This window comes from Pseudoflavonifractor hominis (assembly GCF_014288125.1).
GTDB classification, from domain to species: domain Bacteria; phylum Bacillota; class Clostridia; order Oscillospirales; family Oscillospiraceae; genus Pseudoflavonifractor_A; species Pseudoflavonifractor_A gallinarum.
In genome coordinates this window covers 51,855-78,171 of the sequence record NZ_JACOPR010000006.1, presented here as the reverse complement: position 1 = coordinate 78,171, position 26,317 = coordinate 51,855, and the positions used below count along the sequence as shown (strand labels likewise).

The following is a 26,317-nucleotide window of genomic DNA, read 5'->3' as shown; positions in this document are numbered from 1 at the left end:
GTGTTCCATGTGATCCAAATTCAGGATGTATCGTTTGAATATGAGAAAGAGCAGGGAACGCTTTCCCATATTGATCTGAATATTCAGCAGGGAGAATGTGTTGTCCTTACAGGGGAGTCAGGCTGCGGCAAAACGACAGTGACCAAACTGATTAACGGCTTAATCCCTCATTTTGTCGAGGGCGGTACTTTATCCGGCACAACGATTGTAAACGGTATGGAAGTGCCGAAAACAGAAATGTACCATCTGGCAGAGCAGGTTGGCTCCGTGTTCCAAAATCCGAAATCACAGTTTTTCAATATTGACTCGGACAGTGAGATTACTTTCGGTCTGGAAAATGCGGGTGTCGAACCAAAGAAAATCAAAGAGCGATATGAGGCCACTGTTTCCGCCTTGAAAATTCAATCGCTTTTGGGAAGAAACATTTTCTCCATGTCTGGCGGAGAAAAACAAAGTCTTGCGTTTGCCTCTGTATATGCCATGAACCCGTCAATTTTTGTACTGGACGAGCCAACGGCAAATCTGGATGCTGACGCGATTGACACCTTACGCCAGCAGATTATCCAGATTAAAGAAGAAGGACGGACGGTTGTTATTGCCGAACACCGCCTATATTTCCTGATGGATCTGATCGACCGGGCAATCTTCATTCAAAAGGGGAAAATCGTTCAGATATTTTCCGGGGATGAGTTTCGCAATCTTTCGGATGAGCAGCGTATCAGGATGGGGCTTAGAAGTCTTGTCTATCCTGTGTTGGAGCTGCCTCCCGCCGATCCGCCAGGAGCGCAGGAAGGCTTATCCGTAGAAAATCTTTCCTGTGCCTTTGATAAGCAGCCGGTATTCAGCGGCCTTGGCTTTTCTGCAAAACGGGGCGAAGTGTTGGGAATTGTCGGTCATAACGGCGCAGGGAAAACGACGATGACGCGCTGCCTGTGCGGACTTTTGAAAGAAGTGGCTGGAACGGTCCGGCTGGATGGCCAAGCACTGAAAGCAAAACAGCGTAATAAGGCCAGCTTTTGTGTTATGCAGGATGTGAACCATCAGCTTTTTTCAGACAGCGTATGGAACGAATGTGAACTGGCGCAGCCGGATTGTCCGCCGGAGCGGATTGAAGAAATTCTCAGGTCTTTTGATTTGCTGGATTTCAAAGACCGTCATCCGATGGCCCTGTCAGGAGGTCAGAAACAGCGCCTTGCGGTGGCAACCGCTATTCTCTCCGACAAGGATGTGCTTGTCTTTGACGAGCCGACCAGTGGGCTGGACTATCATCGTATGCTGGAAGTGAGCAACATGATCCGCAAGTTGAATGATGAAAATAAAGTTATCATCATTGTTTCCCATGATTTTGAGTTTTTGGGCCGGACTTGTGATAAAATATTTGATATGGAGGGATGCTCCAAAGAAAGGGGGTAGCGTCTATGCCGGAATTATTCCAGGAAATGTACTACGGCCCGAATGTTCAAAACCTGGTCGAGTCCGATGATTGTAAGGTCATGCGTTTAAGTGATAACTCCGGTGAAGGCATGATGACGCTCTATCATGTTTTTCCAGGTGTATTTCTCATGTATAATGATTTCCACATGAAGGAGTGCGTTTCGGGTTTCCAGACAGATATGGACCTGCTTTGTATCGACCACTGCCGGGAAGGGCGCATTGAACAGGAAGTCGGCCAAAACGCTTTTAGCTACTTAGAAGCTGGCGATCTTCGGGTGGATCGCCGCATCCATCATTCCGGCAAGGTGGAATTTCCACTTTCTCACTACCACGGTATTTCCATTGGCTTTCAGATGGAGACTGCGGCAAAGGAAATCCCGGCCTCTATGAAAGGTTTTTCTGTGGATCTTTATGAATTGCAGAAAAAGTATTGCAGCGACCGTACACCCTATGTCATTCCAGGAGAACCGGCCATTGAGCATATTTTTTCCGAACTCTACAATGTGCCGGTCAAAATCAAAAAGGACTATTTCAGGATCAAAGTGTTGGAACTGCTGCTGTATCTGGACGCACTGGAACTTTCAGGCCATACAGAAGAACGCCCCTATTTTTATAAAGGCCAGGTTGAAAAAATCAAAGCGATCCAGGCACTTCTGACGCAGGATTTGACCAAAAACTATACTCTGGAAGAACTCTCTGCGCGGTTTGATATTGCTCTGACCCCTATGAAAAACTGTTTCAAATCGGTATATGGCAGCCCGATTTTTACATACATGAGAAACTATCGTATGAACTATGCTGCCTCTTTACTGAAATCAGATAAGTCGCTGAAGGTGGCGGAGATTGCGGGACTTGTGGGATATGACAGTCCCAGCAAATTTGCGTCCGCATTTCATCAGACAATGGGGAAAACGCCGCTGGAATATCGAAAATCAATTATCTGATTGGAATAAAAAAGGCCGTGTGGAGCGGAAAGAAAAACTGAAATATGATAGCATTAAGGATGGTTAGCGAGGATTAACCATCCTTTTTTCTTTGCTGGCTAAATTGATCGAGAGAGGTGAATTGATATGAAGCAGCAAAAAGAGCATTGGGTCAAAACGCTTTTCTCTTTTGCAGGTCCCTGCAAAGGAAAAATGACCCTCTCGGTTTTGTGTGCCATTTTAAGTGTTGCCGGAGGCTTTGTTCCGTTTTGGGCGGTGTATGAAATCCTGCTCCTGTTCATTAACCGGACCGCTACTTTGAACAACATCATGCTCTGGTGTCTGGTAGGAGTAGGCGGATACCTGATCCGTGTCATCTGCTTTGGCATTTCCACAATTTTGGCACATATCTCCGCTTACACGATACTGGAAGGCATCCGCCTGAAAATTGCAAACCGCCTGATGAGAGCGCCCCTTGGCGAAGTAATGGGACGAAGGATCGGTTACTTGAAGAATATTATCATGGACAAGGTGGAGGATTTGGAGCCGCCTCTGGCCCACATGATCCCGGAGCTGACATCGAACCTGCTCCTTCCGGTTGCTATTTTTATCTGGCTGCTGGCGATTGACTGGCGTTTGGGCCTTGCAGTTCTGATTGCCCCGGTTCTGGCTATGATCCCCATGTTCTTTCTCATGCGGAACTATAACAGCCAGTACGCAGCTTATATGGAGGCAAACAATCATGTAAACAATGTCATTATTGAGTATGTGGAAGGCATTGAGGTTGTTAAGGCGTTCAATCAAAGCACCAGTTCCTATGAAAAGTTCGTAGGAGCGGTAAAGTCCTTTAAGGATTTTACCCTGGCATGGTTCAAGAGTACCTGGAAAACAATGAACCTGATGATGGCGATTATGCCCACTACCCTGTTGGGGGTACTTCCCATCGGTTTGCTGCTGACGCAGAGCGGGAGTATCACGCCTGCTGAATTGGCGATGGGAATTATTCTTTCGTTGAGTATTGTCGGCCCGCTGATGAAAGCTACTACTTTTATCAACGAGGCAAAGTCAATGGAGTATGCAGTAGAAGCTGCAAATGAACTTCTGAACCTGCCTGTATTGCTGGACTCTGGCAGGATTGTTCCGATTAGGCACACAGATATTGTTTTACAGGATGTGTCTTTCTCCTATGACGGCACCGAGCAAAACGAAGTGCTGCATGACATCAGCCTGAAAATGCCGCAAGGAAGTTTTACAGCCCTGGTTGGGCCATCCGGCGGGGGCAAGTCCACCGTGGCCCGGCTGATTGCTCGATTTTGGGATGTGACCGGCGGCAGTATCTCCATAGGCGGTACGAATATCAAGGAACTTTCCATCCGACAGCTTTCCGAATTGGTCAGTTTCGTGACACAGGACAATTTCCTGTTCAACTGCTCTCTCAAAGAGAACATCCGCCTGGGTAATCCAAATGCTACGGATGAGGAAGTATATGCCGCCGCAAAAGCGGCCTGCTGTGATGATTTCATTGTTCGACTGGAAAAAGGATATGATACCCCGGCCGGTGATGCTGGCAAGCGGCTCTCCGGCGGAGAAAAGCAACGAATTGCTATTGCGAGAGCAATCCTGAAAAATGCGCCTATTGTGATTTTGGACGAGGCAACTGCCTTCACTGACCCGCAGAATGAAGATAAAATCCAGAAATCCATCATGGCCCTTTCCAAAGGAAAGACCCTGCTGGTGATTGCACATCGTCTGTCTACCATTCAAAACGCAGATCAGATTGTCGTTCTGAAGAAAGGACAGATTGTTGATTGCGGAAAGCAGGAGGAACTCTTGGAACGCTGCCCGCTTTATGCGGATATGTGGCAGGCGCATATTGGTGCAAAGAACTGGTCTGTGGGCGAGAAAAAGGAGGTGGCTGTCAATGTTTAAGTCAATGAAACGCATTATCCGATGGGCTGGTAAATATAAAGGCCGCCTCTATCTTGGTTCTGTGTGTTCCTTTTTCAGCAGTTTGTCTACTGCTATTCCTACAATGGCAGCCGCATTCGCACTGGATAAAGCGATCCAGGCATACTGGACGAATACTGCGATTGATACTGTTTTAATCTGGCAAACGCTGTGGATCATTATTGGCTCGATTGTGCTGAACTTCTTGCTTTCTTATCTCCGGGCAGTGTTGCAGGAAAGCATTGGATATGAAGTGGCCGCCGGGCAGCGTATTCATCTGGGCGATGTACTGAAACGGGTTCCCCTTGGGTACTTTTCGCAGAACAGTGTTGGTGACATTCTGGCAGGTGTTACCACGGAATTGTCTACTTTGGAATTACAGGGCATGAAAATGGTGGATGTCATCATCAATGGATACGCAAAGTTTATTGCCATCGTTTTATGCCTGATCTTCTTCAGCCCCGTTGCTGCGGTTATTTCCATTGTCGGCGTTGCTCTTTCGGCGCTGGCTTTGCAGGGGATCAGCAGACACAGTGAAAAAACCGCTGCAACAACCCATAAAGCAATGGAAGATATGTCCGGCGCAACGATTGAATACATCCGGGGGCTTTCCATTGTGAAGTCCTTTGGACAGGAAGGGGCCTCTATTGAGAACTTTCGTAATGCCAGTAAAGATCTGAAAGATATTCATATCAAGGTGGAAAAAGGCTTTACTCCCTTTAACTGTCTGCATCTGTTTGCCTTAAAACTGGCTTCGATGGGAATTGTCTTTATTTGTGCATGGCAGGCATTACAGGGACAAATGAGTATGGCGTTCTTCCTGATGTTTGTCCTGTTCTCTTTTGTGATGTTCGGCAGTGTGGAGAATATCAATGACGCAGCCCATACGCTTGGAGTTGTGGACTCTGCCATGAATAAGCTGGAAGCATTGGAAAATGTAAACTATATCGACCAGGATGGCACCGACATAAAACCGGCAACCTATGATATTGAGTTTAGGGATGTTTCTTTCGGATATGACAGCCGGATTGTTCTGCATGACCTGAACTTCAAAATTCCTCAGAATAGCACAACGGCCATCGTGGGGCCATCTGGCAGCGGAAAATCTACGCTGTGTAACCTGATTGCCCGTTTTTACGATGTGGGCAGCGGAACGATTACCATTGGTGGAACGGATATTCGCAGATTTACCTGCGATAGTCTGCTCAAAAATATCAGCATGGTTTTTCAGAATGTCTATCTGTTCCGGGATACCATCAAGAATAACATTAAATTCGGCAGCCCGGACGCTACGGATGAGCAGATTGTCGCCGCCGCAAAAGCGGCCCGCTGCCATGACTTCATAATGGCTTTACCGGACGGATATGACACGGTGATTGGGGAAGGGGGTTCTTCTCTTTCCGGCGGTGAAAAGCAAAGAATTTCTATCGCCAGGGCGATGCTCAAGGATGCTCCCATTGTTATCTTGGATGAGGCAACAGCAAGCATTGACCCTGAGAATGAGCATTTGATCCAGGAAGCTATTTCTGCCCTGACACATGGCAAGACCATTATTACGATTGCTCATCGCCTGGCCACGATTGAGAACGCCGACCAAATCCTTGTGATTGATGGCGGGACTGTGGCTCAGAGAGGCACACATAAAGAACTGCTGCAACAGGAAGGTACTTATAAAAAGTTTATCCAAATCCGCGAACAAGCCGAGGGCTGGCGGATACAGTAAAGGGAGGTCTTAATGAAACTTCATGCGTCCGGGGAGGACTACCTGGAAACCATCCTTGTTCTCCAAAAGAAACTTGGTATGGTGCGCTCCGTAGATGTGGCCCGGCACATGGAGGTGTCAAAGCCCAGCGTGTGCCATGCAGTGGCTACCTTGCGGGACGGCGGCTTTCTTACAATGGACGAAGATCACTTTCTCCATCTGACCGATGTGGGCCGCGAGGTTGCCGAAAAAATCTATGAACGCCATTGTTTCTTTACCGAGCAGCTTATCGCCGCAGGCGTTGAGCCCAGGATTGCGGAGGCCGATGCCTGCCGGATTGAACACATCATCAGTGATGAGAGCTTTTCACGGCTGAAAGAGGCAGCCGAACAAGAACAGGACTAAATTAAATAATCGAGACTATCCTGCCCCGGTAAACGGGGAAAGAAAAAAACCGTTGCTGGGGTAGGTAGTTTCGTGCGCCCATAATGGATTTTCAGGGTACTGCGGCGGTTTTGAGTACATCAAGGCCGCCGTTCCTTATGCCCTCGACAAAGGAGTGACGCCTACACGCTGACACGGCGGCTTACGGAGGGAGCCGCCATGAAACAAAGAGCGTTTCGACATAATGCGACAGGGCGCAGGCTATCAAAAAAGCCGCTTGCTGTTCATCGTGGCTTTACGCCCTTCACACTGAACTATTATGCCATGATTTACACGAACTAAAAAGAAACGCACTTGCTGTTGGGGCTGCTGTCCCATTCTGCAGGTGCGTTTTTCTATATAGAGGAACCCCATCATTCCCACGTTGTAGGGGGCCGCCCGACCAGTCTGAATTTCTCGCAATTCAGACTGATCGGAGGTAAAACAGCGTGGACGCTGATAAAAAGAGAATATGGATTCGCGGCCAATATGTCGAGGTCACGGATGAAGTGTACCGGGCCTATATGCAGGGCGACCGGAAAATGCGCTATTTTGAGAACGATTTGAAAACCGAGCGGTTCGTTCTCGGAAAGGAGGGCCAAGTGGTGCAGATCATCCCCAGCCGCGAAGATTCTTTGGACCGGCTGGTGGATGAAAATGCCCAGCAATTCTCCGATGAGCAGGAAAGTGTGGAGAGCGTGGTGCTTCACAAGCTGGAAGTGGACAGGCTACATACCGCGCTTTCCCTGCTGACTCCAGAGGAACGTGCGCTGATCCAGGCGCTGTTCTTTGAGGAAAAGACAGAACGGCAATATGCAGATGAGCTTGGCGTGTACCGCAATGCTGTTCATGTTCGGAAAATAAAGGTCCTCAAAAAGTTGAAGCTCTTATTGGAGAGTTAAATCTAATGCCCCTCACCTGGATATTGGGTGAGGGGCATTTTTGACTTTCTCAAATAGAAACAGCCTGTCATACAATCTCGTACTATGAGGATATACAAAATTCAAATTCGCACTCTTTTTCTGGCATTATAGTTCAGGTATAATATGAACAGCGAGATTTTTCAAAAAAGATCTCCTTCTCCACCTGAACTCCACCTTTGTATGGTACACTACCCTTGGAGGTGCAAGCAATGTCAAAAATGATTTTGATTATAGAGGATGAAGAATCCATTCAGAATATCATCAAGGCGTTCCTGGAGGACGCAGGCTATACGGTGGTTCTGGCTGCTGATGGCCTGGAAGGGATCGAACAGTTCCGGGAGAACAAGCCCGACCTGGTGCTTTTGGATTTAATGCTCCCGAAAATTGACGGCTTTGCCGTGTGTGAGATTCTGCGGAAAGAGAGCCATGTTCCCATCATCATGCTCACCGCCTTGGACGATGACGACAGTCAGATGAAGGGATTTGACGCCCTGGCAGATGATTACATTACCAAGCCCTTTTCCATGCCGGTTGTGATGAAGCACATCGAAGCGGTGCTGCGCCGGGCCGAACAGGGCGGCGCTGCGCCCAATAATGTGATCCGTTATAAGGAAATCACGGTGGATACGGACAGCCTTACCGTCCTTGTTGGAACAGAAAGCGTTCCCCTGACCACCAGGGAATTTGAGATTTTGAAGCTCCTTCTGGAAAACCAGGGCCGGGTGGTGTCCAGAGAAAGACTGCTGGATACGGTTTGGGGTTACGACTATATTGGTGACGAAAAAATCGTAAACACCCATATCAAGAACATCCGCAAGAAGCTGGGTGTGGACTACATAGAAACCATGAGAGGGGCGGGATATAAAATTGAGAAGGAAGATTAGTCAAAGCATTCAGGCCAAAACCTTCCTCAGTATGCTGGCGCTGCTGGTGGTCTGCTGCATTATCATTTACGGCATGGTGATGATTTTCCTGCCGAGGAATTACCATACGGAACTGGAAGGACAGGTCACTTCTGATTTTTATGACTTGGTGGAGGTTCTGGAGCGGAATGGCTGGGAGGCCAGTTCGGACAGTCTGATGGAATTTTCCATGACGAACAACGCCTCGGTGGAAATCAACGATGAATATGGGAATAATCTGTTCTCCGTGAATTTTGCCGATATGGAGAACCTGGACACTTCCGCTCCCTCTATGAGCTGTTCCGCTATATTCCAGCAAGGCGGGCAGACCTACCATGTATTTGCCAATGCCGCCCTGGTCGCGGTGGCGCAATCTTATGACATTCTGCTGAAGCTCATTCCCTTTATCGCCGTTGTGATTCTGCTGATCTCCGTCATGGGGGCGGTGGTTTGTTCCCGGTACTACTCCAAGCCGCTGGTTAGTATCAGCAACGTGGCGAAACGGATGGCTACCCTGGACATGACCTGGAAGTGTGAAGTCAACCGGCAAGACGAGATCGGTGTGCTGGCCACCAGCCTGAACGAGATGGCGGAGCAGCTCAACAGTGCTCTGGCCAGCTTGCGCTCGGCAAACTGGCAGTTGAAGAAAGATATTGAGCGGGAACGTGAGCAGGAAAAGCAGCGCGTGGAATTTTTCACCGCCGTCTCCCATGAGCTGAAAACTCCCATCGCCATCATCAAGGGGCAACTGGAGGGTATGATCTATCAGGTGGGCGAATACAAAGACCGGGATACTTACCTGCGCCGGTGTATGAAAACCACTAATGACATGGAGGCGCTGGTCAAGGAGATTTTGTCGGCGGCCCGGATGGGCGGCAGCGATTTCCACTTGGAGCGCACTGACCTGGACATCAGCCAAATGCTGCGAAAGGTCTGCCAGCAGTTCCGTGGCCGGATGGAAGATAAGCAGATCGAGCTTCGCATGGACATCCAGCCGGCATACCACTACCAGGGGGACCGGCGGCTCATGGAGAAGGTGTTCACCAATGTGATTGGAAATGCCGTGGCCTATTCACCGGTGGGCGCGGTGATCACTGTCACCCAAAAGGACGAGGTGTTTTCCGTGGAGAATACCGGCGTCCACATTGCAGAGGAAGATTTGGAGCGTATCTTCACGCCCTTCTACCGGGTGGACAAATCCCGGAACCGGAATAGCGGCGGCAGCGGCCTGGGGCTGTATATCACCAAAACCATTCTCGACCACCACGAAATCATCCACAACATGGTTAATACGGAAAATGGCGTGAAGTTTACAGCGTTTTTGTGGTGAAAGGCGGACAAGCTATTTCCGTTCAGCAAGTTTAAAATTCATCTATTCCCAAAGGCAGCCGGTCATAGTATAATAGAGCCAACGACAAATATACTTTTAGGGGGGATATAGCAATATGAAAAGCAATAGATACTTAACTATTGGCTTATTAACAGGATTTATTGTCGGTGGTTGCATAGGTGTGTTGGCATGGGCGTTTTTGAAAAATCTTTTTGCTATTCCTATTTGTGCAGGTATCGGAATGTTAATTGGAATTGTTATAGGTACATTGATTGATTATGAAAAAAATAATCATCAAGAGAAATAACAAAAATGTATAATGCCTTAAAGGGGAAAATAAAAATTTATCGTGCTATCCATCATCGGGCCAACCTGACCCGAACTTTCAAAACTGAATATCAGCCGCCTATCGGCGGCACCATTCAGCAGGAAATCTTGAAAACTGATTTCCTGCTCTTTTTATGCCTGATGCGGAGAGAGTACACTGATTTTACTTTGTAAAAATGCCAACTCCACCTAAAAAATATCTCAACTCCACCTCAACTCCACCTTCGTAGTGTACCATAAGGGTGTTCCCAGCAGACAGGAACACCACCGGAGCGAGAAACGCCCCGGCGAAAAAATACGTTAGGAGGTACACAAGTGAACCCACTGGTTTTACAAAAAGGAAATGAGGTGGCTCAGACATGAACCTGTGCAAACGGGCCTGCCTGTATTCCATCCGAAAAAAGGGCAAGACCCTCACATTGCTGGCGTTTCTGCTGGTCATGGCCACGCTGATGCTGACCTGCCTTTCCATCCAATCGGCCACGGAAACGGCCAACGCCAATATCAAAAAAGCCCTGCTGGGCTATTTCACCATCAACGCCAAGACGCTGGAAAACGGTATCCCGGAGGATACAGTGAGCCAGATACTTGATGTGGATGGCTTGAGCGGCAGGTACACCCTGCGCTCCTATACCTACGCTACTTATTTTGACGCAGACGGGAACCTTCTGGAGATCAACACCGAGGGCGCTGCCCAGGTGCCGGAGGGCTATGAGAACGCCGGACGGGTGGTGGCCAACTCCAATTCCCAGGAGGACAGCTATTTCACCGATGGCGGCTTTGAGATGGTGGAAGGCAGCCCCATCACCACCGAAACCGGCAGCCATGTGCTGATCCACGAGAAATTCGCCCAGCGCAACGGCCTGTCTGTGGGCGACATCATGCTGCTGGGGAATGTGGAGGACAAAGATAAGACCATCCCCGTGACGGTGGCCGGGATCTTCACCAATACCGAGGAACAGGATTCTATCGGCATGGCCCCGTCCTATGACCTTTACGACAATATCGTTTTCACCGACCTCTCCACCGCCTCTTTCCTGCTCTACGGCACCGAGGAAACCACCAACGTCCAGTACGGGGATTTCTATGTGAACGACCCGGACGAGTTGGAGCGCATTATGACCGATGTGCAGGAACTGGATGGCGTGGATTGGGAGAGCTGCACCCTGACCCGCTATGACAACGACTATCAGAACGCCAAGGAATCCTTGGAGAGCCTGCAGAACATCGTCTTTATCGCCATTGCGGTGGTATCGGTGATCTGTTTCCTGGTGCTGGCCCTGTTCCTGACGCTGCGGCTCCGTGGGCGAATCCATGAAACCGGCGTCTATCTGGCCATGGGTATTTCCAAAGGCTCGGTGCTGCTGCAATACCTGCTGGAAGTGATCCTTGTGGCGGCCATCGCCCTGGTGATCTCCTTCGGCACCAGCACAGCCATTTCCCATCAGATCGGGAGCAGCCTGCTCTCCCAGGTGACAAGCGAAACCTATGAAACGGTGGACTTGACCGGGGAAAGCGAATCTGCGGAAGAAGAAGCTACTGAGGATTTGGGCCTTGCCGAAATCGAGGTGGCTGTTTCCGCCGAGGATTACGCATTGGTGTGGGCTTTCGGCATGGTGCTGTGTGTGGCCTCTACCGCACTGGCGGCCTATCCCATTATGAAGATGAAGCCCAAGAGTATTTTGTCGCAGATGAGTTAAGGAGGTGCAGGCGATATGAATTTAGGAATACGAGCGATTTTATATAGCGCACGGAAATGGAAAAAGACGCTGCTGGTGTTCTTCCTGCTCCTGGCTATTACCACCCTGGTGTTATCCGGGCTTGCCATAGCCGACGCCCAGGAGGAACAGGCTGAGGAAGTCCGGGGAACCACTGGGGCCAGCTTCACGGTGGAAAGAAACTTATCTACTGGTGGTTGGTCAAATGGCAGCGGTGGTTCATATAGCACTCAGGAATTTATATCTGAGGATATGATTAAGGAAATTGCGTCTGTGGACGGAATCGCTGGTTATGATGCTTCTCTTATTGTACATGAAGATTTCTTTAATGAAGATGGAGAGGCATTGAAAACAGAAAGATACGGTTTTTATTCTTATGGTTCTTATAATTCTGAGTACAACGCTATGTTCTTATCGGGAAGATTTGAACTGGTAGAGGGTTCTCATATAACCGAAGATATGGAAAACGGACTTATCATCAGTCGGGACCTTGCTGATTGGAATGGATTAGAAATTGGAGATACCTTGACAGGGATTTATTATCCTGAAAGCAATACCCCGGCTGTGAATATGGAAATTGTGGGTATTTTTGATATTGTCGCTGACAAAGACGATGCCGTGAATCTGTATGATAATGCGTCCTATTTCGACTATTCAAACTACACCTTTTGCAGTATGGAAGCAGCAGAAGGATTGCTCGAAGGTTGGGGAGACGAAAACGAAGGTATTTCCGAAGCCTATTTCTATGTCTCTGACGCTGCTCAGTTAGATAGCGTGATTGAAGAAGTGCAAAAGATTTCCTCTGTCAACTGGAACAACTTTAACATCACTACCAATGACGAGGTATATCAGAATATTTCCAGCGCCCTTTCCGACACCGGGACTCTGATCACCACCCTCATTGTTGTTATTACTGCTGTGAGCATGGTTCTGATTATTCTGATCCTCTCCATGTCCATCCGCAGCCGGAAACGGGAAACCGGGATTTTGCTGGCCGTTGGAATCGCCAAGCCTGCGGTCATTCTCCAATATGTGCTGGAAACCCTGCTGATCGCAGTGGTGGCCTTCCCGCTGGCGTATCTGTCCAGCAAGCAGGTGGCTGGCACCCTGGGGACGCTGTTCGGCAAGGTGGCGGAGAATGTCATCGTCACACCGGAGCATTTCATGCTGGTAGCCATCGTGGGCGGCGTCCTGCTGGTGGCGGCAGTGCTGGTGTCCAGTATCTCGACCATGCGGTTAAAGCCCAAGCAGATTTTGTCTCAGATGGAGTAAAGGAGGCACAGGCAATATGAATTTAGGGATACGAGCAATTTTATACAGCGCACGGAAATGGAAAAAGACGCTGTTGGTGTTCTTCCTGCTCCTGGCTATTACCACCCTGGTGCTTTCCGGGCTGGCGATTGCCGACGCCCAGGAGGAACAGGCTGAGGAACTGCGGGGTGTGACGGGAACCAGTTTTACCGTGGAACGAAACCTATCTACCGGAGGTTGGACAAGCGGCAATGGCGGCTCATATAGCACTCAGGAATTTATTTCAGATGAAATGCTTCAGGAGATTGCCTCAGTAGACGGGATTGCCGGATATGATGCCTCGATTGTTTCCATGCCTTATTACTTCAAGGAAACGGGCGACAGCGTGGTTACAACGGGCTACACCAACAGTTTTTATACCTATGGCTCTATCAATACGGAGTATAACGATTTATTCGTATCAGGACGATTTGAATTGGTTGAAGGGTCCCATATCACAGAGGATATGACCAATGGCCTTATCATCAGCCGGGAACGTGCCGAACAGAATGGACTGGAAGTCGGCAGCAAAGTTGTTGGAATCAATGACCCTTATACCGATGATCCCGAAGTGGATATGGAAATTGTGGGGATTTTTGAAGTAGTGGCTGACAAGAACGATGAGGCCACAATGTATGATGCGTCTACCATGTGGGATTTTTCCAACTATGCCTTTTGTAGCAAAGCTGCGATGGAGGCAATGTGTGTAAATTATGGTGATGGCAACAAAATTCAAGAGGCAGATTTCTATGTAACTGACGCAGCACAGTTAGAGAGCGTGATAAACGAAGTACAGAGCATTTCTTCTATCAACTGGAACAACTTTATTGTTACAGCCAACGATGAAGTGTATCAGAACATTTCAAGTTCTCTCTCTGACACAACCGCTTTGGTTACGACGCTGATTATTGTCATTACTGCTGTGAGCATGGTTTTGATAATTCTCATTCTCTCCATGTCCATCCGCAGCCGGAAACGGGAGACCGGGATTTTGCTGGCGGTGGGTATCGCCAAGCCTGCGGTCATTCTCCAATATGTGCTGGAAACTCTGCTGATCGCAGTGGTGGCCTTCCCGCTGGCGTATCTATCGAGCAAGCAGGTTGCCGGCACCCTGGGTACGCTGTTCGGCAAAGCCGCAGAGAATGTCATCGTCACGCCGGAACACTTTATGCTGGTGGCTGTCGTGGGCGGCATCCTGCTGGTGGCGGCGGTGCTGGTTTCCAGCATTTCCACCCTGCGGTTGAAGCCCAAGCAGATTTTGTCTCAGATGGAATAAGACTATCCACCCCTAAAATAACGAAATGAGGTAATCACTATGAGTATCATGGAAATCAAGCAAGTGGGATATTCCTACGATAATAAAAAGAAAGTCTTAAAAGGCGTCAACGCCGAAATGGAACAGGGCAAACTCTACGCCATCCTGGGGCCTTCCGGCTGCGGCAAAACCACCCTGCTCTCCCTGATCGGAGGGCTGGACAGCCCCGGTAGCGGTCAAATCTATTTTGACGGGCAGGACATTGCCAAGACTGGCCTTTCTGACCACCGGAAAAACCATGTGGCGTTTATCTTCCAGGCGTACAACCTCATCGACTACTTGACTCCTACGGAGAACGTGTCCCTGACTTCCAAGCTGCCGCCGCTGCCCATTCTGGAGCGGCTGGGGCTGACGAAAGAAGAAGCCAAGCGCAATGTGCTGAAGCTCTCCGGCGGCCAGCAGCAGCGGGTGGCTATTGCCCGCGCCCTGGCAAGCGAGGCCCCGGTGATCCTGGCAGACGAGCCTACGGGCAATCTGGACGAGGATACCGCCCAGGACATCACGGAAATTCTCAAAGAGAGCGCCCACAAGATGAACAAGTGTGTGGTGGTCGTTACCCACTCCAATGAGCTGGCGAAGCAGGCCGATGTGGTGTTCCGTCTGAAAAAGGGTGAGCTGCAGGTTCTGGAGCGCGTTCAAGATGGAGCCGCCCAGCCCCAATCCCGCAGGAACAACGTTCCCCGCAGTGAAAGGAGGGCGCATTGATGGAGATGGACAGCAATCCAATCACAAAGCCCTCGAAAAAAGGAGCTATCCTTTCCACAGTTTTTTATGCTCTTGCGGTGGTGCTGCTGATTACAGCTTTTGTCTCCCTGGCGGCCTGCCATCAAAATATCACTCGGCAGCTTGAGCAGGGTGTCCCTGTGCAGGGAAATGAACTGGCCATTGTGAATCTCTATCTTACAAGCTGTGTGCAGTATTTCGCCTTTGCCGCCGCCATGGTGTTTTGCGGCAAGGCAGCCGCCAAGGTGCTGGCGCTCAAGAGCGAAGCGCCGGTACAGGTCACGCCCTATATGCTCAACGCCCCGGCAGCGGCCACCGGTTCCGATTATACCGAGGAAGTGGAGCCGGAGGAGGACGATGCGGATTTTGAGGCTTGGGGATTCCGGAAAAAGGAAGAATAAATAAAAAAGACATGCCGGCAGGCTTGCAGAGACGCAAGCCCTCGGCCATGTCTTGAAAACAGGAGAACGGAGGTGATTCCCATGCAGCAAACAGAGTGGGTTTATTGTCCCGTCTGCGGGAATAAAACCCGTGATCGAATCAGAGAGGATACGGTTTTAATCAATTATCCTCTCTACTGCCCGAAGTGCAAACGAGAGAGCTTGATCCAGGCGAAACAACTACATATCGTTGTCATCAAAGAGCCAGACGCATAGACGCAGAGCCGATGAACCTGTGAGAATTTCCCACGGACATCGGCTCTTTTTCACTCTTTGGGCTGGCTGTCCAAGGCCGCCCTAACTGTCGCCTTGATGATCTGCATAGAACGCTCATCGCAGTTATACAGCATACGGACCAGGCTTTCCATTTCGGAATCCTCAATCTGCTTTTCTGGGAAGAAAATCTGATCGGGTAAAATGGACAGCTCCCGAATCAACTTATACAGGATGTCGTAGCTGGGCTTTTTGCCTTCGTTCTCGATACGATATATAAATCTCTCGCCTACTCCGACCTTGGCGGCCAGATCTTCGACCGTAATATCTGCTTTTATGCGGGCATTCTTGATGATCTCACCAAGCGTTTCATGTTTACTCTGCACCTACAGTTCACCTCTCTTTCTATTTTACAGATTTATGCCAGATTTGTAATGGCATAGCAGTTCAAATTTTAGAGAACTGACAGTGCAGAGAAAAGTGAACTGACCCGAATCGTATAGATGGCCCTGCCAATAAAAAAACGAGGTTTTGGCAGGGTGCTTTGTCATGCCCATCCCTCCAGACCACGTTTTTGGCCTGGAGGGATATTTCATGCGTTGGTCATCCTGCGCACCGCTGCTCATTAGAAGCAGCGAGTATGATTCTATGTCGTAGGCCGCCTGCTTGACGGTGTACGGTCAAAAAAACTTCCCGTTTTTCAACGGGATATTATGCCCTTCATACTGAACCATCATGCCATGATTTACACGAACTAAAAGGAAACGCACTTGCTGTTGGGGCTGTTGTCCCATTCTGCAGGTGCGTTTTTCAATATAGAGGAACCCCATTCCCACGTTGTAGGGGACCGCCGGCCAGTCTGAATTTCTCGCAATTCAGACTGATTGGAGGTAAAACAGCGTGGACGCTGATAAAAAGAGAATATGGATTCGCGGCCAATATGTTGAGGTCACGGATGAAGTGTACCGGGCCTATATGCAGGGCGACCGGAAAATGCGCTATTTTGAGAACGATTTGAAAACCGAGCGATTCGTTCTCGGAAAGGAGGGCCAAGTGGTGCAGATCATCCCCAGCCGCGAAGATTCTTTGGACCGGCTGGTGGATGAAAATGCCCAGCAGTTCTCCGATGAGCAGGAAAGTGTGGAGAGCGTGGTGCTTCACAAGCTGGAAGTGGACAGGCTACATACCGCGCTTTCCCTGCTTACCCCAGAAGAACGTGCGCTGATCCAGGCGCTGTTCTTTGAGGAAAAGACAGAACGGCAATATGCAGACGAGCTTGGCGTGTACCGCAATGCTGTTCATGTTCGGAAAATGAAGGTCCTTAAAAAGCTCAAGTCTTTGTTGGAAGGCTTTATAGAGCAGCCCTGATTATCTCAAAGCCTATAAATACGGGCAAATCCCTGACCCGGCCACTCCTGCCGGGCCGGGGATTTTGCTTATTGGGGAATATCCCCAAACTCTTGTCTCGATTCCGCAAGTTTACAAATCATCTATTCCCATAAGTAAGCTGCCATAGTATAATAAAGCCAACGACATAAACTATTTGCGGAGGATAGCTATGAAGAAATGGTATGATGAGGAATATGAATTTGAAATTGAAGTTACCGGCTTTTTGAGAGGCGACCATACAGAGAGATACTGCCGCAATGGCGAAGAAATTGGCGACAAATACACTTGTACTTATGGCTGTCCGGTCAATAAGGATGGATACGGAATTTGCTCTAAAACAATGATTATGTTGTATCCGTTAATGGAAGCAATTAGAAGTGGCGGTGATTTAGAAAATTTGGGTGGGGACAGTAAATATAGTAAAACTATTGTCTGTCCTGATGGTTGTGTGATGTTCCGTCTAACAGCAAAACCTCTCGGAAACCCCAATTTTCATAAGGGCGGCTTCTGGAAAGAGCCATGATTACCTTGCGCTGTAATCTGTCTCTGTCCAACAGTCAGCGAAAATAGGAAGTTGCGGAGGTATTTGTGATTATGAAAAGATATTACGCTTTTCATTTTCGGGCCAACCTACCCCGAACTTTCAAAACTGAATACCCGCCGCCACCGGCGGCACCACCGAGCAGGAAATCTTGAAACAGGTTCCCTGCTCTTTTTATGCCCGGACACCGGGAGAAAGGAGGAAAGCTGTTGTTCCCGTTCAGCAAGTTTTACAATTCAGGAAATCATTGAAAGGTTTCCTGCTTTTCTTATGTCATTTTTCAGAAAGGAGGGCCGCCGATGGCAAGTCTTAGGGACATGGTATCAGAATATCAAGACGACCTGCAAAACGGCATTGCATGGCTGGCGCTCTGGCGTGTACCGCAATGCTGTTCATGTTCGGAAAATGAAGGTCCTCAAAAAACTTAAAAAAATTTTGGAATAATCGTTGTGCAACCTCTCACCCTCAACGGCAAATAGGGTGAGAGGTTCTTTTTATGGCCTCACGGCACCTTGAAAACTGCATACCCATTCATCAAGCACATTCCCGCTGCTTTGGCGAAAGCCAAAGCCCAGGTAGCGGCTGCGCGGCGATCTGCCGGGAGAAAACAACGAGACACCACCGAAAAAAGAAATTGTAGGTCTTTGGTTTGTTCTTCCCGGCAAGGAGCGAGAAACAGCAGGCTGCCAGTACCGGGCGGCTCCCGGTACGGCCATGACCAGCAGCGGAGCGATACTCCCGTCCAGCCTAACGTCCGAGCGTTGAAGCGGCTCTATTTTGCCGTGATCCGTCGCAGGCAATGGGGGCGGTTGCGTGAGAACCACGCGAGGGGTGAGATTCCCCGTGGAGCTGGTGAGCTGCCAGCCGTTTGATGACTTCCCACCACGGTGCTTCGGGGTGTCGAGGACAAATAGGAGCATCTTTGAAATACGAGCCGTACAGCAGGACGGGCCAATGAAAACAAGAGGATTGTTTTATCTCTCCCCGGCCTTCATTCTGTTCTGCTGTCCGGCTCTACATAGGCGGCATCAGCCGCCTGCATTTCAAAGGGAGGTCATAAAGCATGAACAGAACATATCATCGCGGCGATATGTACTATGCCGATTTGGGCCGGGGAATCGGCTCCGAGCAGGAAGGTTATCGCCCTGTCCTTATTATTCAGAATGATACTGGAAACAAGCACAGCCCCACGGTCATTGTGGCAGCCATATCCAGCAAAGTGGACGCCAAGGCCAAGCTGCCTACCCATTACCTTCTCAAAGCAGAGAACGGCCTGGAGCTGCCTTCTCTGGTGCTGATGGAGCAGCTCCGCACCATTGATAAAAGGCGGCTGGAAACGTACATCGGACATCTGGAGGAACAGCATATTCGCCGGCTCAACCGCGCCCTGGCTGTCAGTGTGGGATTGATCGAAGAAACACCCCCAAATTTAATCATGTGCCTTTGTCCGGCCTGTGCCAACAACTTCTACGGTACAGGCTCTTATTATTTGCGCAGGGTTCACCCTGGCCGGGTGGAAAAGGACATCTGTACCTACTGCGGCCAGCGGCCCGGTTTTGACTATGAAGTGGTAAAAAAGAAGGAAAGGAAGTGAAGATTGAATATGGAAAAGCTGATTACTCGTAAGGAGGCGGCAAGACTGTTGGGAATCAGCCTTGCCACGTTGGATGAAGCCAGAAACAGTGGCTTGATTTCCTATATTCAGTATGTGCCGAATGGATGCGTATATTTCACTTCTGCCTACCTTCAGGAATATGTTGCTAAATGCACCTATCGGGCAAAACCTGTGGAAAAGAAAGCAACCTACCGAAATGTGCGTAATGGTAAAGCACAGCATTTGTAAAAACCCCAAAGGTGCATTTAGCAGAATCGGCTGTGAAAGCGGCACGTTCCGACAAACATCACTACGATCTTATAAACTTCTGAAAAATAAAAGTTTATAAGATTGATGTTATAAACTTGATTTTAGATGGAATTTATGCTATGTCTCTCCACTTAGGGAATTAAAAAACTTCACATATCTGAGATGGACAGCCGATTGGTTTTTTCAGAAAGAATCAATCGGCTGTTTTATGTTCAGAGTGTAAGATGCGAAATCGCACCTTTGAGCAGATCGTGTGGTTTTGGTAAAACAAAGATACAACACTGATTGCATTTGGAGGTAGAAAAATGGCAGCAAAAAGAAAACGAATTCCCAGGTACAGCAAAGTCCAGATAAATGGGCATGAGTATTACAAAACAGATATTGAGGACGCAGATGGCAAACGGGTGATTCTTTACGGAAAAACCCGCGAGGAAGTTTACGACAAGGAAATGGCAGCTCTTGAGCAAATCGACAATGCTACATTCCGGCGTAAATCCCCCACGGTTGCCGAGTATTGTGAAAAGTGGCTTCTGATGCAGTCCGTCCATATCCGTGCCACCACATTGATTGATTATACATCCAAGGTGCGGCGGCATATTATCAAGGAGCTGGGCGAGAAACGAATGGCTGATGTAACCCTGGACGACATCCAGGTTGCCCTTGTGCCAGTTTCTAAAAAGTCAGCTTCGGTCTATAAGTCTGTGGTAATCCTCTACAAGTCTATTTTCCGGGCGGCCAAGGAAAGCCATGTGATTGATACAAACCCGACGATATACCTTGAGGCAAAAGGCGGAGGCGTTCCGCAGGAGGAGCGGCAGGCTTTGACGGATGAACAGGTAGAACGGCTTTTGGATGCCATTCGCGGGTTGCCGCCCTATGTATTTGTGATGATCGGCCTGTATGCCGGGCTGCGGCGGGAAGAAATCCTTGCGCTGCAATGGGATTCGGTATATCTGGATACAGAAGCGCCGTATCTGACGGTCCGGCGGGCGTGGCACACGGAACATAACAGGCCGGTCATTCTCACAGAGTTAAAAACGAAGGCTGCGGAGCGGAATATCCCTCTCCCGGATCGTTTGGCAGAGTGCTTGAGAGAGGCAAAGAAAAAATCGACATCAGACTATGTAATTGCTAACCAGGATGGAGAGCCGCTGTCTTATACGCAGTTTAAGCGTCTTTGGCAGTATATTGTGACACGGACAGCAAAACCGAGGATAGCCCGCAAACTTGTGGACGGGAAATATGTGAAGTATATGCTTTACCCGAAGCTGGGTGAAAAAGCACGGAACAATGGTCATGTGGTATATAGCCTGGATTTTGACGTTACGCCACACATGCTTCGTCATACCTACATCACAAATTTGATTCACGCTTCCGTAGACCCTAAAACAGTTCAATACTTGGCTGGCCATGAGAGCAGTAAAATCACAATGGACATTTATGCGAAGGTAAAGTACAACAAGCCGGAGCAACTGGCAGGAGTTTTAAGCGGAGCCTTTGCAGAATGGGATGGCGGTGAATACGAAGCGGCACAATAATTTGACGGAAAACGTACAAAGGGCGGGGAGTGTTCCCCGCCCTTTGCGTTTCCCAGAATCGCACCTTTGATAGAGCCATGATTTTTCAGTATAAAGAAGGTATCGGCGCTGAAATACATATTAAATAGAAAGGAACTGAAATCATGGCGAAAAAACAAGAAAATGTTCCCCGGTATGGCACTACCATGCGGAGGGGGATTCAATATTACAGGACTCGGATTACCGATGCCGATGGAAAGAGGGTGGATTTGTATGCTGAAACCAGCGAAGAACTTTACCAAAAAGAATTGGAGGCCCGACGCCAAGTAGAGGATGCGGTTTTCCGCAGAAAACATCCAACGGTGGCAGAGTATTGTGAGAAGTGGCTGCTTATGCAGTCGGCAAAGGTATCTTCCGGCACGTTGAGAGGATATACCCAGACCATGAACAACTATATTGTCAAGCCTTTAGGCGATATGTATCTTGAGGATGTGACTGCAGACGATATTCGGCTTGCGATGATTCCATTGGCTTCAAAATCTGCTGGATTGTATAGTAAGGTAAATATGCTCCTAAAATGTGTCTTTTATTCTGCAGAGCGAAGCCAATTACTTGAATATAATCCCTGTGAGGGACTCTCGGCCAAAGGGGGAAAACCGGGGAAAAAGATAAATGCCTTGACGGATGAGCAAGTGAAGCTACTTTTAGATACTGTCCGAGGGCTTCCGCCCTATACCTTTATAATGATCGCTTTATATTCCGGCCTGCGGCGCGAAGAAATTTTGGGTCTGCAATGGGACTGCGTATTTCTGGATGTTCCTACGCCGTACATCTCTGTACGGAGAGCATGGCGCTCAGAAAATAACAGGCCGGTGATTTCCACAACGCTGAAAACGAAGGCGGCCCGGAGAGATGTTCCGATCCCAAAGTGTTTGACAGACTGCCTGCGGGAAGTGAAAGAGAAAACCGAATCGGAATATGTGATTGCTGACAGAAATGGACAGCCTCTTTCATCTTCGCAGTTCCAGCGGGTTTGGAAATATGTAACCGTCCGATCCACAAAACCGCATACCTATTATAAGTATGTAAATGACCAGTGCGTGAAGTGTACGGTAACGCCCACCCCTGGCAGTCATCAGAAAAATAACCCTAAGTTGGTGTATGCTATTGACTTTGATGTGACCCCACATCAACTTCGCCACACCTATATTACTAACCTGCTGTATGCAGGCATTGACCCAAAAACTGTTCAATATCTTGCCGGGCATGAAAACAGTAAGACGACTATGGACATTTACGCGCAGGTGAAGTATAATAAACCGGAGGAACTTCTGAGTGTTGTAAATGCTGCATTTGCTCCATCTGTTGGTGTCTAAAATGCCCCCATTTTTATGATTAAATACTGGGGCAACATTTGAGGGCAGGGTCCAAAAAGCCCGTAATATCAAGGAAAACCGGCGCTAAACTGTACGCCAGTACGGCCTGAAGGCTGCCCGCCGCGCTCCCCAGTTCAGCAAGCGCTGATTTTTTCCTTTGGATTTTCAAAAATGCCGCCCGTTCCGGGCGGCATTTTTTGCATTTCCTGGATTGGGGTTCCCGCAAAATCGCATGGACGCCGTAACCGTGCAGGCGGTTTGCTTTCCCGGTTCCCGGCCTTCCATATAAACTTGCTTTTCCTATCTGTATTTAGTATAATTGTAAATAAACTCTTGCGTTTCGCGCATCTACCATTCATTATTAGGAGAGCCATATCATGCTGGGAACCAACTTATCGACCTCCTCCCCCGTATATCAGTCTCTCTGCGCGTTTTTTGACGCCTATCTTGTCCGCCGCGATCTGGATGCCGCCCTTGCCCAGGTCACAGAGGATATTTACAGTCTTGGAACCGGTGTTCACGAGGAAGCCCATGGCCGGGCCGAATTTGCCGCCCTGCTCCAGGAGGAATTGCACTCGGAACCAAACCCCAATCATTATCAGATCCATTCCTATTGGGAAAAAGAAGTTGCCCCGGGGATTTACAGCTGCCTCTGTCAAATCGAGGTTTCCGCCGAGGTCCCCGGTGAGGGCCGCGCCTACTTTTCCACCCGTCTTACGGCCGGCTTTCGGGCCGAGGAGGGCAAATACCGGGCCTTCAGCCTGCACATGTCCTGCGCCAATCCCATTCAGCAGGAGCGGGAATTTTTCCCGCTCCATTACGCCGCTCAGGAACTGAAAAAAATGAATGCCGACTCCCAGAGCAAACTCGCCGAGCTCTTCAATGAAATCGTACCGGGCGGCATCATGGGCGGCTATCTGGAGCCGGATTTTCCCCTCTACATCATCAACGACCACGCCCTGGATATGTTGGGCTATACTTATTCGGAATTCTGCGCCGACACAGAGGAAAAGATCGCCAACACGATCCATCCCGATGACCTCCCCGGCGTGATCCGGGCCATCGCGGATAGTTTTGCCGCCAGTGACAAGTACGATGTGGAATACCGCCTGCGCAAAAAAGACGGCTCCTATCTTTGGGTCCATGACGTGGGGCGAAAGATCGTCACAGAGGAAGGGCGCCCCGCGATCATCAGCGTCCTGGTGGATATTTCGGAGCGGGTGGCCTATCAAACCCTTCTGAAGGACAATTCCATCCGGGATTTCCTGGCCGGGATCTATAACCGCCGGGGCGCAGAGGAATGCATGTCCGCTCTCCTGGCGGCAGAGCGGGCGTCCTATGGTTTCCTGCTGCTGGATCTGGACGATTTCAAGCAGATCAACGACCGCTTTGGCCATGCGACCGGAGACCGGGTACTCCAGATGGCCGCGGCACAGCTGCGGGCCCATTTCCCGGATGGCATCTGTGCCCGTCTGGGCGGGGATGAATTTGTGGTCCTGGTCCCCAACCTCTCCGAGCTTGAAGTCTTTCAGCTTCGCACCCAGTCTCTCTGTGAGGCCTATCGGAAGAGTCTGTCCACCCTCTGTGCAGGCCATCAGGCCGGCATGAGTATTGGGGGACTCTTCTTCCACCAGTCTCGTTCCTTTTCTTCCCTGTATGTCCAGGCGGATCAGCTGCTCTATCAGGTCAAACACCACCGGAAGGATGGGATCTGCATCCACTCCCTCCCCTGAGCTCCTGTCCCGCGATATGCGATACAAAAGCCGGCAGGCCGGAATAATTCCGGCCTGCCGGCTCTTCTCATACATAACCAAGCATGCCCCGCACAGAGACTTCGCCCGCGTTGACGATCTCCCGCCGTCCATCGCTCCGGCGGACCACCAGCTGGAAATCCTCGTCGATCTCTTCCGCCACACCGGCCCAGCTCTCGCTGCCCCGGAGGATCCGCACCTCTTTCCCCAAGGTCACACAGTCTCTCCGGTACTGCTCCAAATAGCGCTCCCTGCTCCGGGGAAACTCCGCCCGCAGGGTGTCCAGCGACCGGAGCAGCGCCGCTGCCAGCTCCGCCCGGCGGGGTGGATGTTCCAGGATCTCTCCCAGCGACACGGCCAGAGGCGCCACCTCCGGCCCGAAGTCCTCGGCAGTCTGGGAGACATTGATTCCCACGCCGATGACCACATACTGGGGCTGGACGCCCTCGCCCTCCATCCCCAGCTCCGTGAGGATGCCGCACAGCTTCCGCCCATTCCAGACGATGTCATTGGTCCATTTGATGCCCGGACGGAAGCCGCAGACCTCCTCCACCGCATCGCAGACCGCCACGCCGGTCCAGGCCGTGAGCCAGAGCAGCTCCCGCAGGGCGCTCTCCGGCCGCAGGAGGACCGAGAGATATAGCCCCTTCCCCGCCGGGGAGACAAATCCACGGCCCCGCCGTCCGCGGCCCGCCGTCTGCTGATCTGCCAGCACGGTCAGGCCCTCCGCAGCGCCCTCCAGCGCCCGGCGCTTGATCTCACTGTTGGTGGAGTCCACCGTATCCAAGCATATTAGTTCCCGGCCCAGAACGCATCCCGCCAGACTTCCGGCCAGCTCTCCCGCAGAGATCCGGTCCGGCGAGGCCTCCAGCCGATAGCCCCGATTGGGCGCGGACGAGATGAGATAGCCCTCGTCCCGGAGGGCGCTCACAGCCTTCCAGACGGCCGCCCGGCTCACACCAAGCCGCTGGCTCATCTCCTCCCCGGACTGGGGCCCCTCCCCCTCTTTCAGCAGTTTCAGCACATCTTCCCGGAGCATATCGGTTCCTCCTTCTCGTTTCCATTGCTCCCATTGTACCTGCTGGCAGGGACTTACGTCAACTCCCTCCCGGGCATATCCTCTCCTGTCGTTCCATATACATAGTAGCAAGATTTGGGAAAGGCGGGATGTACCATGGCATATGACGAAGCACGCCCCGGTGCGGATGTGCTCCACCACATCATTCTCGAAGGGCGGGAGCAGCTTACCGTCTCCGGCGTGGAAGAGGTGGAGAGCTTTGACGAAAACAGCATTGTAATGGATACCATCAAGGGTGTTCTGATCGTGCGGGGGGAAAACCTCCACATTGAAAAGCTCAGTCTGGACGGGGGCGATCTGAAAGTAGAGGGCAGCATTGACTCCCTGACCTACGAAGAACGCCGGAATGCACAGGGCGGTCTCTTTGCCCGCCTGTTCCGCTGAGCCATGGGTGTCTCCATTTCCGGCCAGCTCACCGCCCTCCTCTCGGCCCTGGGCCTGGGCCTGGGGACCGGGATGGTGTATGACTGCTTCCGCATCCTCCGCTGCCGGTGCCGGTGGCGCTGGCTGGGCGGTCTGCTGGATTTTCTCTTTTGGCTTCTGGTGACTCTTGGCCTCTTCCTCCACGCTCTGGATACCGGCGGCGGGGTCCTCCGCTTCTACATGGTGGCCGCCGTACTGGGCGGCGCCATCGGCTACTTCCTGCTGCTCAGTCCTCTGTTTCTCTTTCTGGGTTACCGGATGGCTGATTTTGCCGGCATTCTCTTTCGTCTGGCGGTCTCTCCTCTGATCCTTCTGCGGCGGATCCGTAAAAAAATAGTACAGAACACAAAAAAGAACTTCCATTATCGCCGGAAATGGTATAGAATAAAGCTACTAATCGGTGAAATGGATGATGCCGTGCCCCGCGGGGCCGCGCAGCGAAAGGGGGGCGGAGCCCATGAAGACAAAACCGGCGGGATTTCTGACCAAACTGGTCGTGTTTGCCCTGTTGGTGGTCACCGCAAGCGCACTGCTCAATCTGCGCACCCAGATTCTCAGCGCCCAGGCGGAGCGGGACGCACTGCAGGCGGAGCGGGATGCTCAGCTTCAGATCAACGCCGATCTGCAGGACGCCGTAGACAACAGCGACGATCCCGACCGTCAGGCTGACATGGCCCGCACCAAGCTTGGGCTGGCTGCTCCCGGCGATCAGGTCATCCTGTTCACCGACTGACGCGGGCCTTGTGTCCCCGTTTTAACTTAAAGGAG

General features: G+C 50.4%; 27 protein-coding genes and 1 pseudogene. 26 read left to right on the top strand and 2 right to left on the bottom strand.

Going from position 1 to position 26,317, the window contains the following annotated elements; all coding sequences use genetic code 11:
• The 16 genes from H8S34_RS10535 to H8S34_RS10460 all read left to right on the top strand — a co-directional run bounded on the left by H8S34_RS10535 (position 1) and on the right by H8S34_RS10460 (position 15,613).
• Positions 1-1,413 (top strand): ABC transporter ATP-binding protein, encoded by a 1,413-nt coding sequence (locus H8S34_RS10535; RefSeq protein WP_186963953.1) that lies wholly within the window; start codon positions 1-3, stop codon positions 1,411-1,413.
• 5 nt (positions 1,414-1,418) lie between these two features.
• Positions 1,419-2,378 carry a helix-turn-helix domain-containing protein gene (locus H8S34_RS10530; protein ID WP_186963952.1) on the top strand — a complete coding sequence of 320 codons (960 nt, stop codon included), beginning with the start codon at positions 1,419-1,421 and terminating at the stop codon, positions 2,376-2,378.
• 126 nt (positions 2,379-2,504) lie between these two features.
• Entirely contained in the window at positions 2,505-4,286 is a 1,782-nt protein-coding gene (locus tag H8S34_RS10525; protein ID WP_186963951.1) for an ABC transporter ATP-binding protein, read from the top strand.
• Positions 4,279-6,027, top strand: coding sequence for an ABC transporter ATP-binding protein (locus H8S34_RS10520; RefSeq protein WP_186963950.1), 1,749 nt, complete (start codon positions 4,279-4,281; stop codon positions 6,025-6,027). The genes H8S34_RS10525 and H8S34_RS10520 overlap by 8 nt, the downstream gene beginning before the upstream one ends.
• Positions 6,028-6,039: 12 nt before the next feature.
• Entirely contained in the window at positions 6,040-6,411 is a 372-nt protein-coding gene (locus H8S34_RS10515) for a metal-dependent transcriptional regulator (protein WP_186963949.1), read from the top strand.
• A 467-nt stretch (positions 6,412-6,878) separates the two neighbouring features.
• A complete protein-coding gene (locus H8S34_RS10510) occupies positions 6,879-7,331 on the top strand; it encodes an RNA polymerase sigma factor (protein WP_186963948.1) in 453 nt (150 codons plus the stop codon).
• 230 nt (positions 7,332-7,561) lie between these two features.
• Complete coding sequence (locus H8S34_RS10505; protein ID WP_186963947.1) at positions 7,562-8,236, top strand: response regulator transcription factor; 675 nt, start codon at positions 7,562-7,564, stop codon at positions 8,234-8,236.
• Between the two features lie 31 nt (positions 8,237-8,267).
• Positions 8,268-9,584: a sensor histidine kinase gene (locus H8S34_RS10500; RefSeq protein WP_186963946.1), complete on the top strand. Its 1,317-nt coding sequence runs from the start codon at positions 8,268-8,270 to the stop codon at positions 9,582-9,584.
• Between the two features lie 115 nt (positions 9,585-9,699).
• Entirely contained in the window at positions 9,700-9,891 is a 192-nt protein-coding gene (locus H8S34_RS10495; protein WP_186963945.1) for a hypothetical protein, read from the top strand.
• A 5-nt stretch (positions 9,892-9,896) separates the two neighbouring features.
• Entirely contained in the window at positions 9,897-10,085 is a 189-nt protein-coding gene (locus tag H8S34_RS10490) for a hypothetical protein (protein WP_186963944.1), read from the top strand.
• Between the two features lie 185 nt (positions 10,086-10,270).
• Entirely contained in the window at positions 10,271-11,611 is a 1,341-nt protein-coding gene (locus H8S34_RS10485) for an ABC transporter permease (protein WP_186963943.1), read from the top strand.
• A 15-nt stretch (positions 11,612-11,626) separates the two neighbouring features.
• A complete protein-coding gene (locus H8S34_RS10480; RefSeq protein WP_186963942.1) occupies positions 11,627-12,901 on the top strand; it encodes an ABC transporter permease in 1,275 nt (424 codons plus the stop codon).
• 16 nt (positions 12,902-12,917) lie between these two features.
• Entirely contained in the window at positions 12,918-14,195 is a 1,278-nt protein-coding gene (locus H8S34_RS10475) for an ABC transporter permease (RefSeq protein WP_058966904.1), read from the top strand.
• A gap of 39 nt (positions 14,196-14,234) precedes the next feature.
• Positions 14,235-14,939 (top strand): ABC transporter ATP-binding protein, encoded by a 705-nt coding sequence (locus tag H8S34_RS10470; RefSeq protein WP_186963941.1) that lies wholly within the window; start codon positions 14,235-14,237, stop codon positions 14,937-14,939.
• The gene (locus tag H8S34_RS10465; RefSeq protein ID WP_242868483.1) at positions 14,939-15,358 is read left to right on the top strand and encodes a hypothetical protein; all 420 of its coding nucleotides are present in this window, start codon (positions 14,939-14,941) and stop codon (positions 15,356-15,358) included. Before H8S34_RS10470 ends, H8S34_RS10465 begins: the two co-directional genes overlap by 1 nt.
• Before the next feature lie 81 nt (positions 15,359-15,439).
• Positions 15,440-15,613: a cysteine-rich KTR domain-containing protein gene (locus H8S34_RS10460; RefSeq protein ID WP_058966900.1), complete on the top strand. Its 174-nt coding sequence runs from the start codon at positions 15,440-15,442 to the stop codon at positions 15,611-15,613.
• Positions 15,614-15,663: 50 nt separating this feature from the next.
• Here H8S34_RS10460 and H8S34_RS10455 read toward each other — a convergent pair whose 3' ends face one another.
• Positions 15,664-15,996: a helix-turn-helix transcriptional regulator gene (locus tag H8S34_RS10455; protein ID WP_087168760.1), complete on the bottom strand. Its 333-nt coding sequence runs from the start codon at positions 15,994-15,996 to the stop codon at positions 15,664-15,666.
• Between the two features lie 514 nt (positions 15,997-16,510).
• Between H8S34_RS10455 and H8S34_RS10450 the strand changes: the two genes are divergently transcribed.
• The 7 genes from H8S34_RS10450 (at position 16,511) to H8S34_RS10420 (ending at position 24,030) form a co-directional block, all read left to right on the top strand.
• Positions 16,511-16,978 carry an RNA polymerase sigma factor gene (locus H8S34_RS10450; RefSeq protein WP_186963940.1) on the top strand — a complete coding sequence of 156 codons (468 nt, stop codon included), beginning with the start codon at positions 16,511-16,513 and terminating at the stop codon, positions 16,976-16,978.
• 190 nt (positions 16,979-17,168) lie between these two features.
• Complete coding sequence (locus H8S34_RS10445; RefSeq protein ID WP_186963939.1) at positions 17,169-17,522, top strand: TIGR04076 family protein; 354 nt, start codon at positions 17,169-17,171, stop codon at positions 17,520-17,522.
• Positions 17,523-18,630: 1,108 nt separating this feature from the next.
• Positions 18,631-19,134, top strand: coding sequence for a type II toxin-antitoxin system PemK/MazF family toxin (locus tag H8S34_RS10440; RefSeq protein WP_436277850.1), 504 nt, complete (start codon positions 18,631-18,633; stop codon positions 19,132-19,134).
• Between the two features lie 9 nt (positions 19,135-19,143).
• A complete protein-coding gene (locus H8S34_RS10435) occupies positions 19,144-19,383 on the top strand; it encodes a helix-turn-helix domain-containing protein (protein WP_186963938.1) in 240 nt (79 codons plus the stop codon).
• Between the two features lie 326 nt (positions 19,384-19,709).
• On the top strand, positions 19,710-20,942 hold the full coding sequence (locus tag H8S34_RS10430) for a tyrosine-type recombinase/integrase (protein WP_186963937.1): 1,233 nt from the start codon (positions 19,710-19,712) through the stop codon (positions 20,940-20,942).
• A gap of 143 nt (positions 20,943-21,085) precedes the next feature.
• Positions 21,086-22,297 carry a tyrosine-type recombinase/integrase gene (locus H8S34_RS10425; RefSeq protein ID WP_186963936.1) on the top strand — a complete coding sequence of 404 codons (1,212 nt, stop codon included), beginning with the start codon at positions 21,086-21,088 and terminating at the stop codon, positions 22,295-22,297.
• A 377-nt stretch (positions 22,298-22,674) separates the two neighbouring features.
• Positions 22,675-24,030, top strand: coding sequence for a diguanylate cyclase domain-containing protein (locus H8S34_RS10420; protein WP_101691504.1), 1,356 nt, complete (start codon positions 22,675-22,677; stop codon positions 24,028-24,030).
• 67 nt (positions 24,031-24,097) lie between these two features.
• On the opposite strand, the gene H8S34_RS10415 is transcribed toward H8S34_RS10420, so the two are convergent.
• Entirely contained in the window at positions 24,098-25,087 is a 990-nt protein-coding gene (locus H8S34_RS10415) for a biotin--[acetyl-CoA-carboxylase] ligase (protein ID WP_101691505.1), read from the bottom strand.
• A gap of 135 nt (positions 25,088-25,222) precedes the next feature.
• Here H8S34_RS10415 and yabP point away from each other — a divergent pair, with 135 nt between their 5' ends.
• The 3 genes and pseudogenes from yabP (at position 25,223) to H8S34_RS10405 (ending at position 26,282) form a co-directional block, all read left to right on the top strand.
• The gene (gene yabP / locus H8S34_RS10410; protein WP_101691506.1) at positions 25,223-25,510 is read left to right on the top strand and encodes a sporulation protein YabP; all 288 of its coding nucleotides are present in this window, start codon (positions 25,223-25,225) and stop codon (positions 25,508-25,510) included.
• A 3-nt stretch (positions 25,511-25,513) separates the two neighbouring features.
• Positions 25,514-25,771, top strand: a pseudogene (gene yabQ / locus H8S34_RS15465) (spore cortex biosynthesis protein YabQ); the annotation flags it as partial.
• Positions 25,772-26,006: 235 nt separating this feature from the next.
• On the top strand, positions 26,007-26,282 hold the full coding sequence (locus H8S34_RS10405; RefSeq protein WP_180956719.1) for a septum formation initiator family protein: 276 nt from the start codon (positions 26,007-26,009) through the stop codon (positions 26,280-26,282).
• The last annotated feature ends 35 nt before the right edge of the window (positions 26,283-26,317 follow it).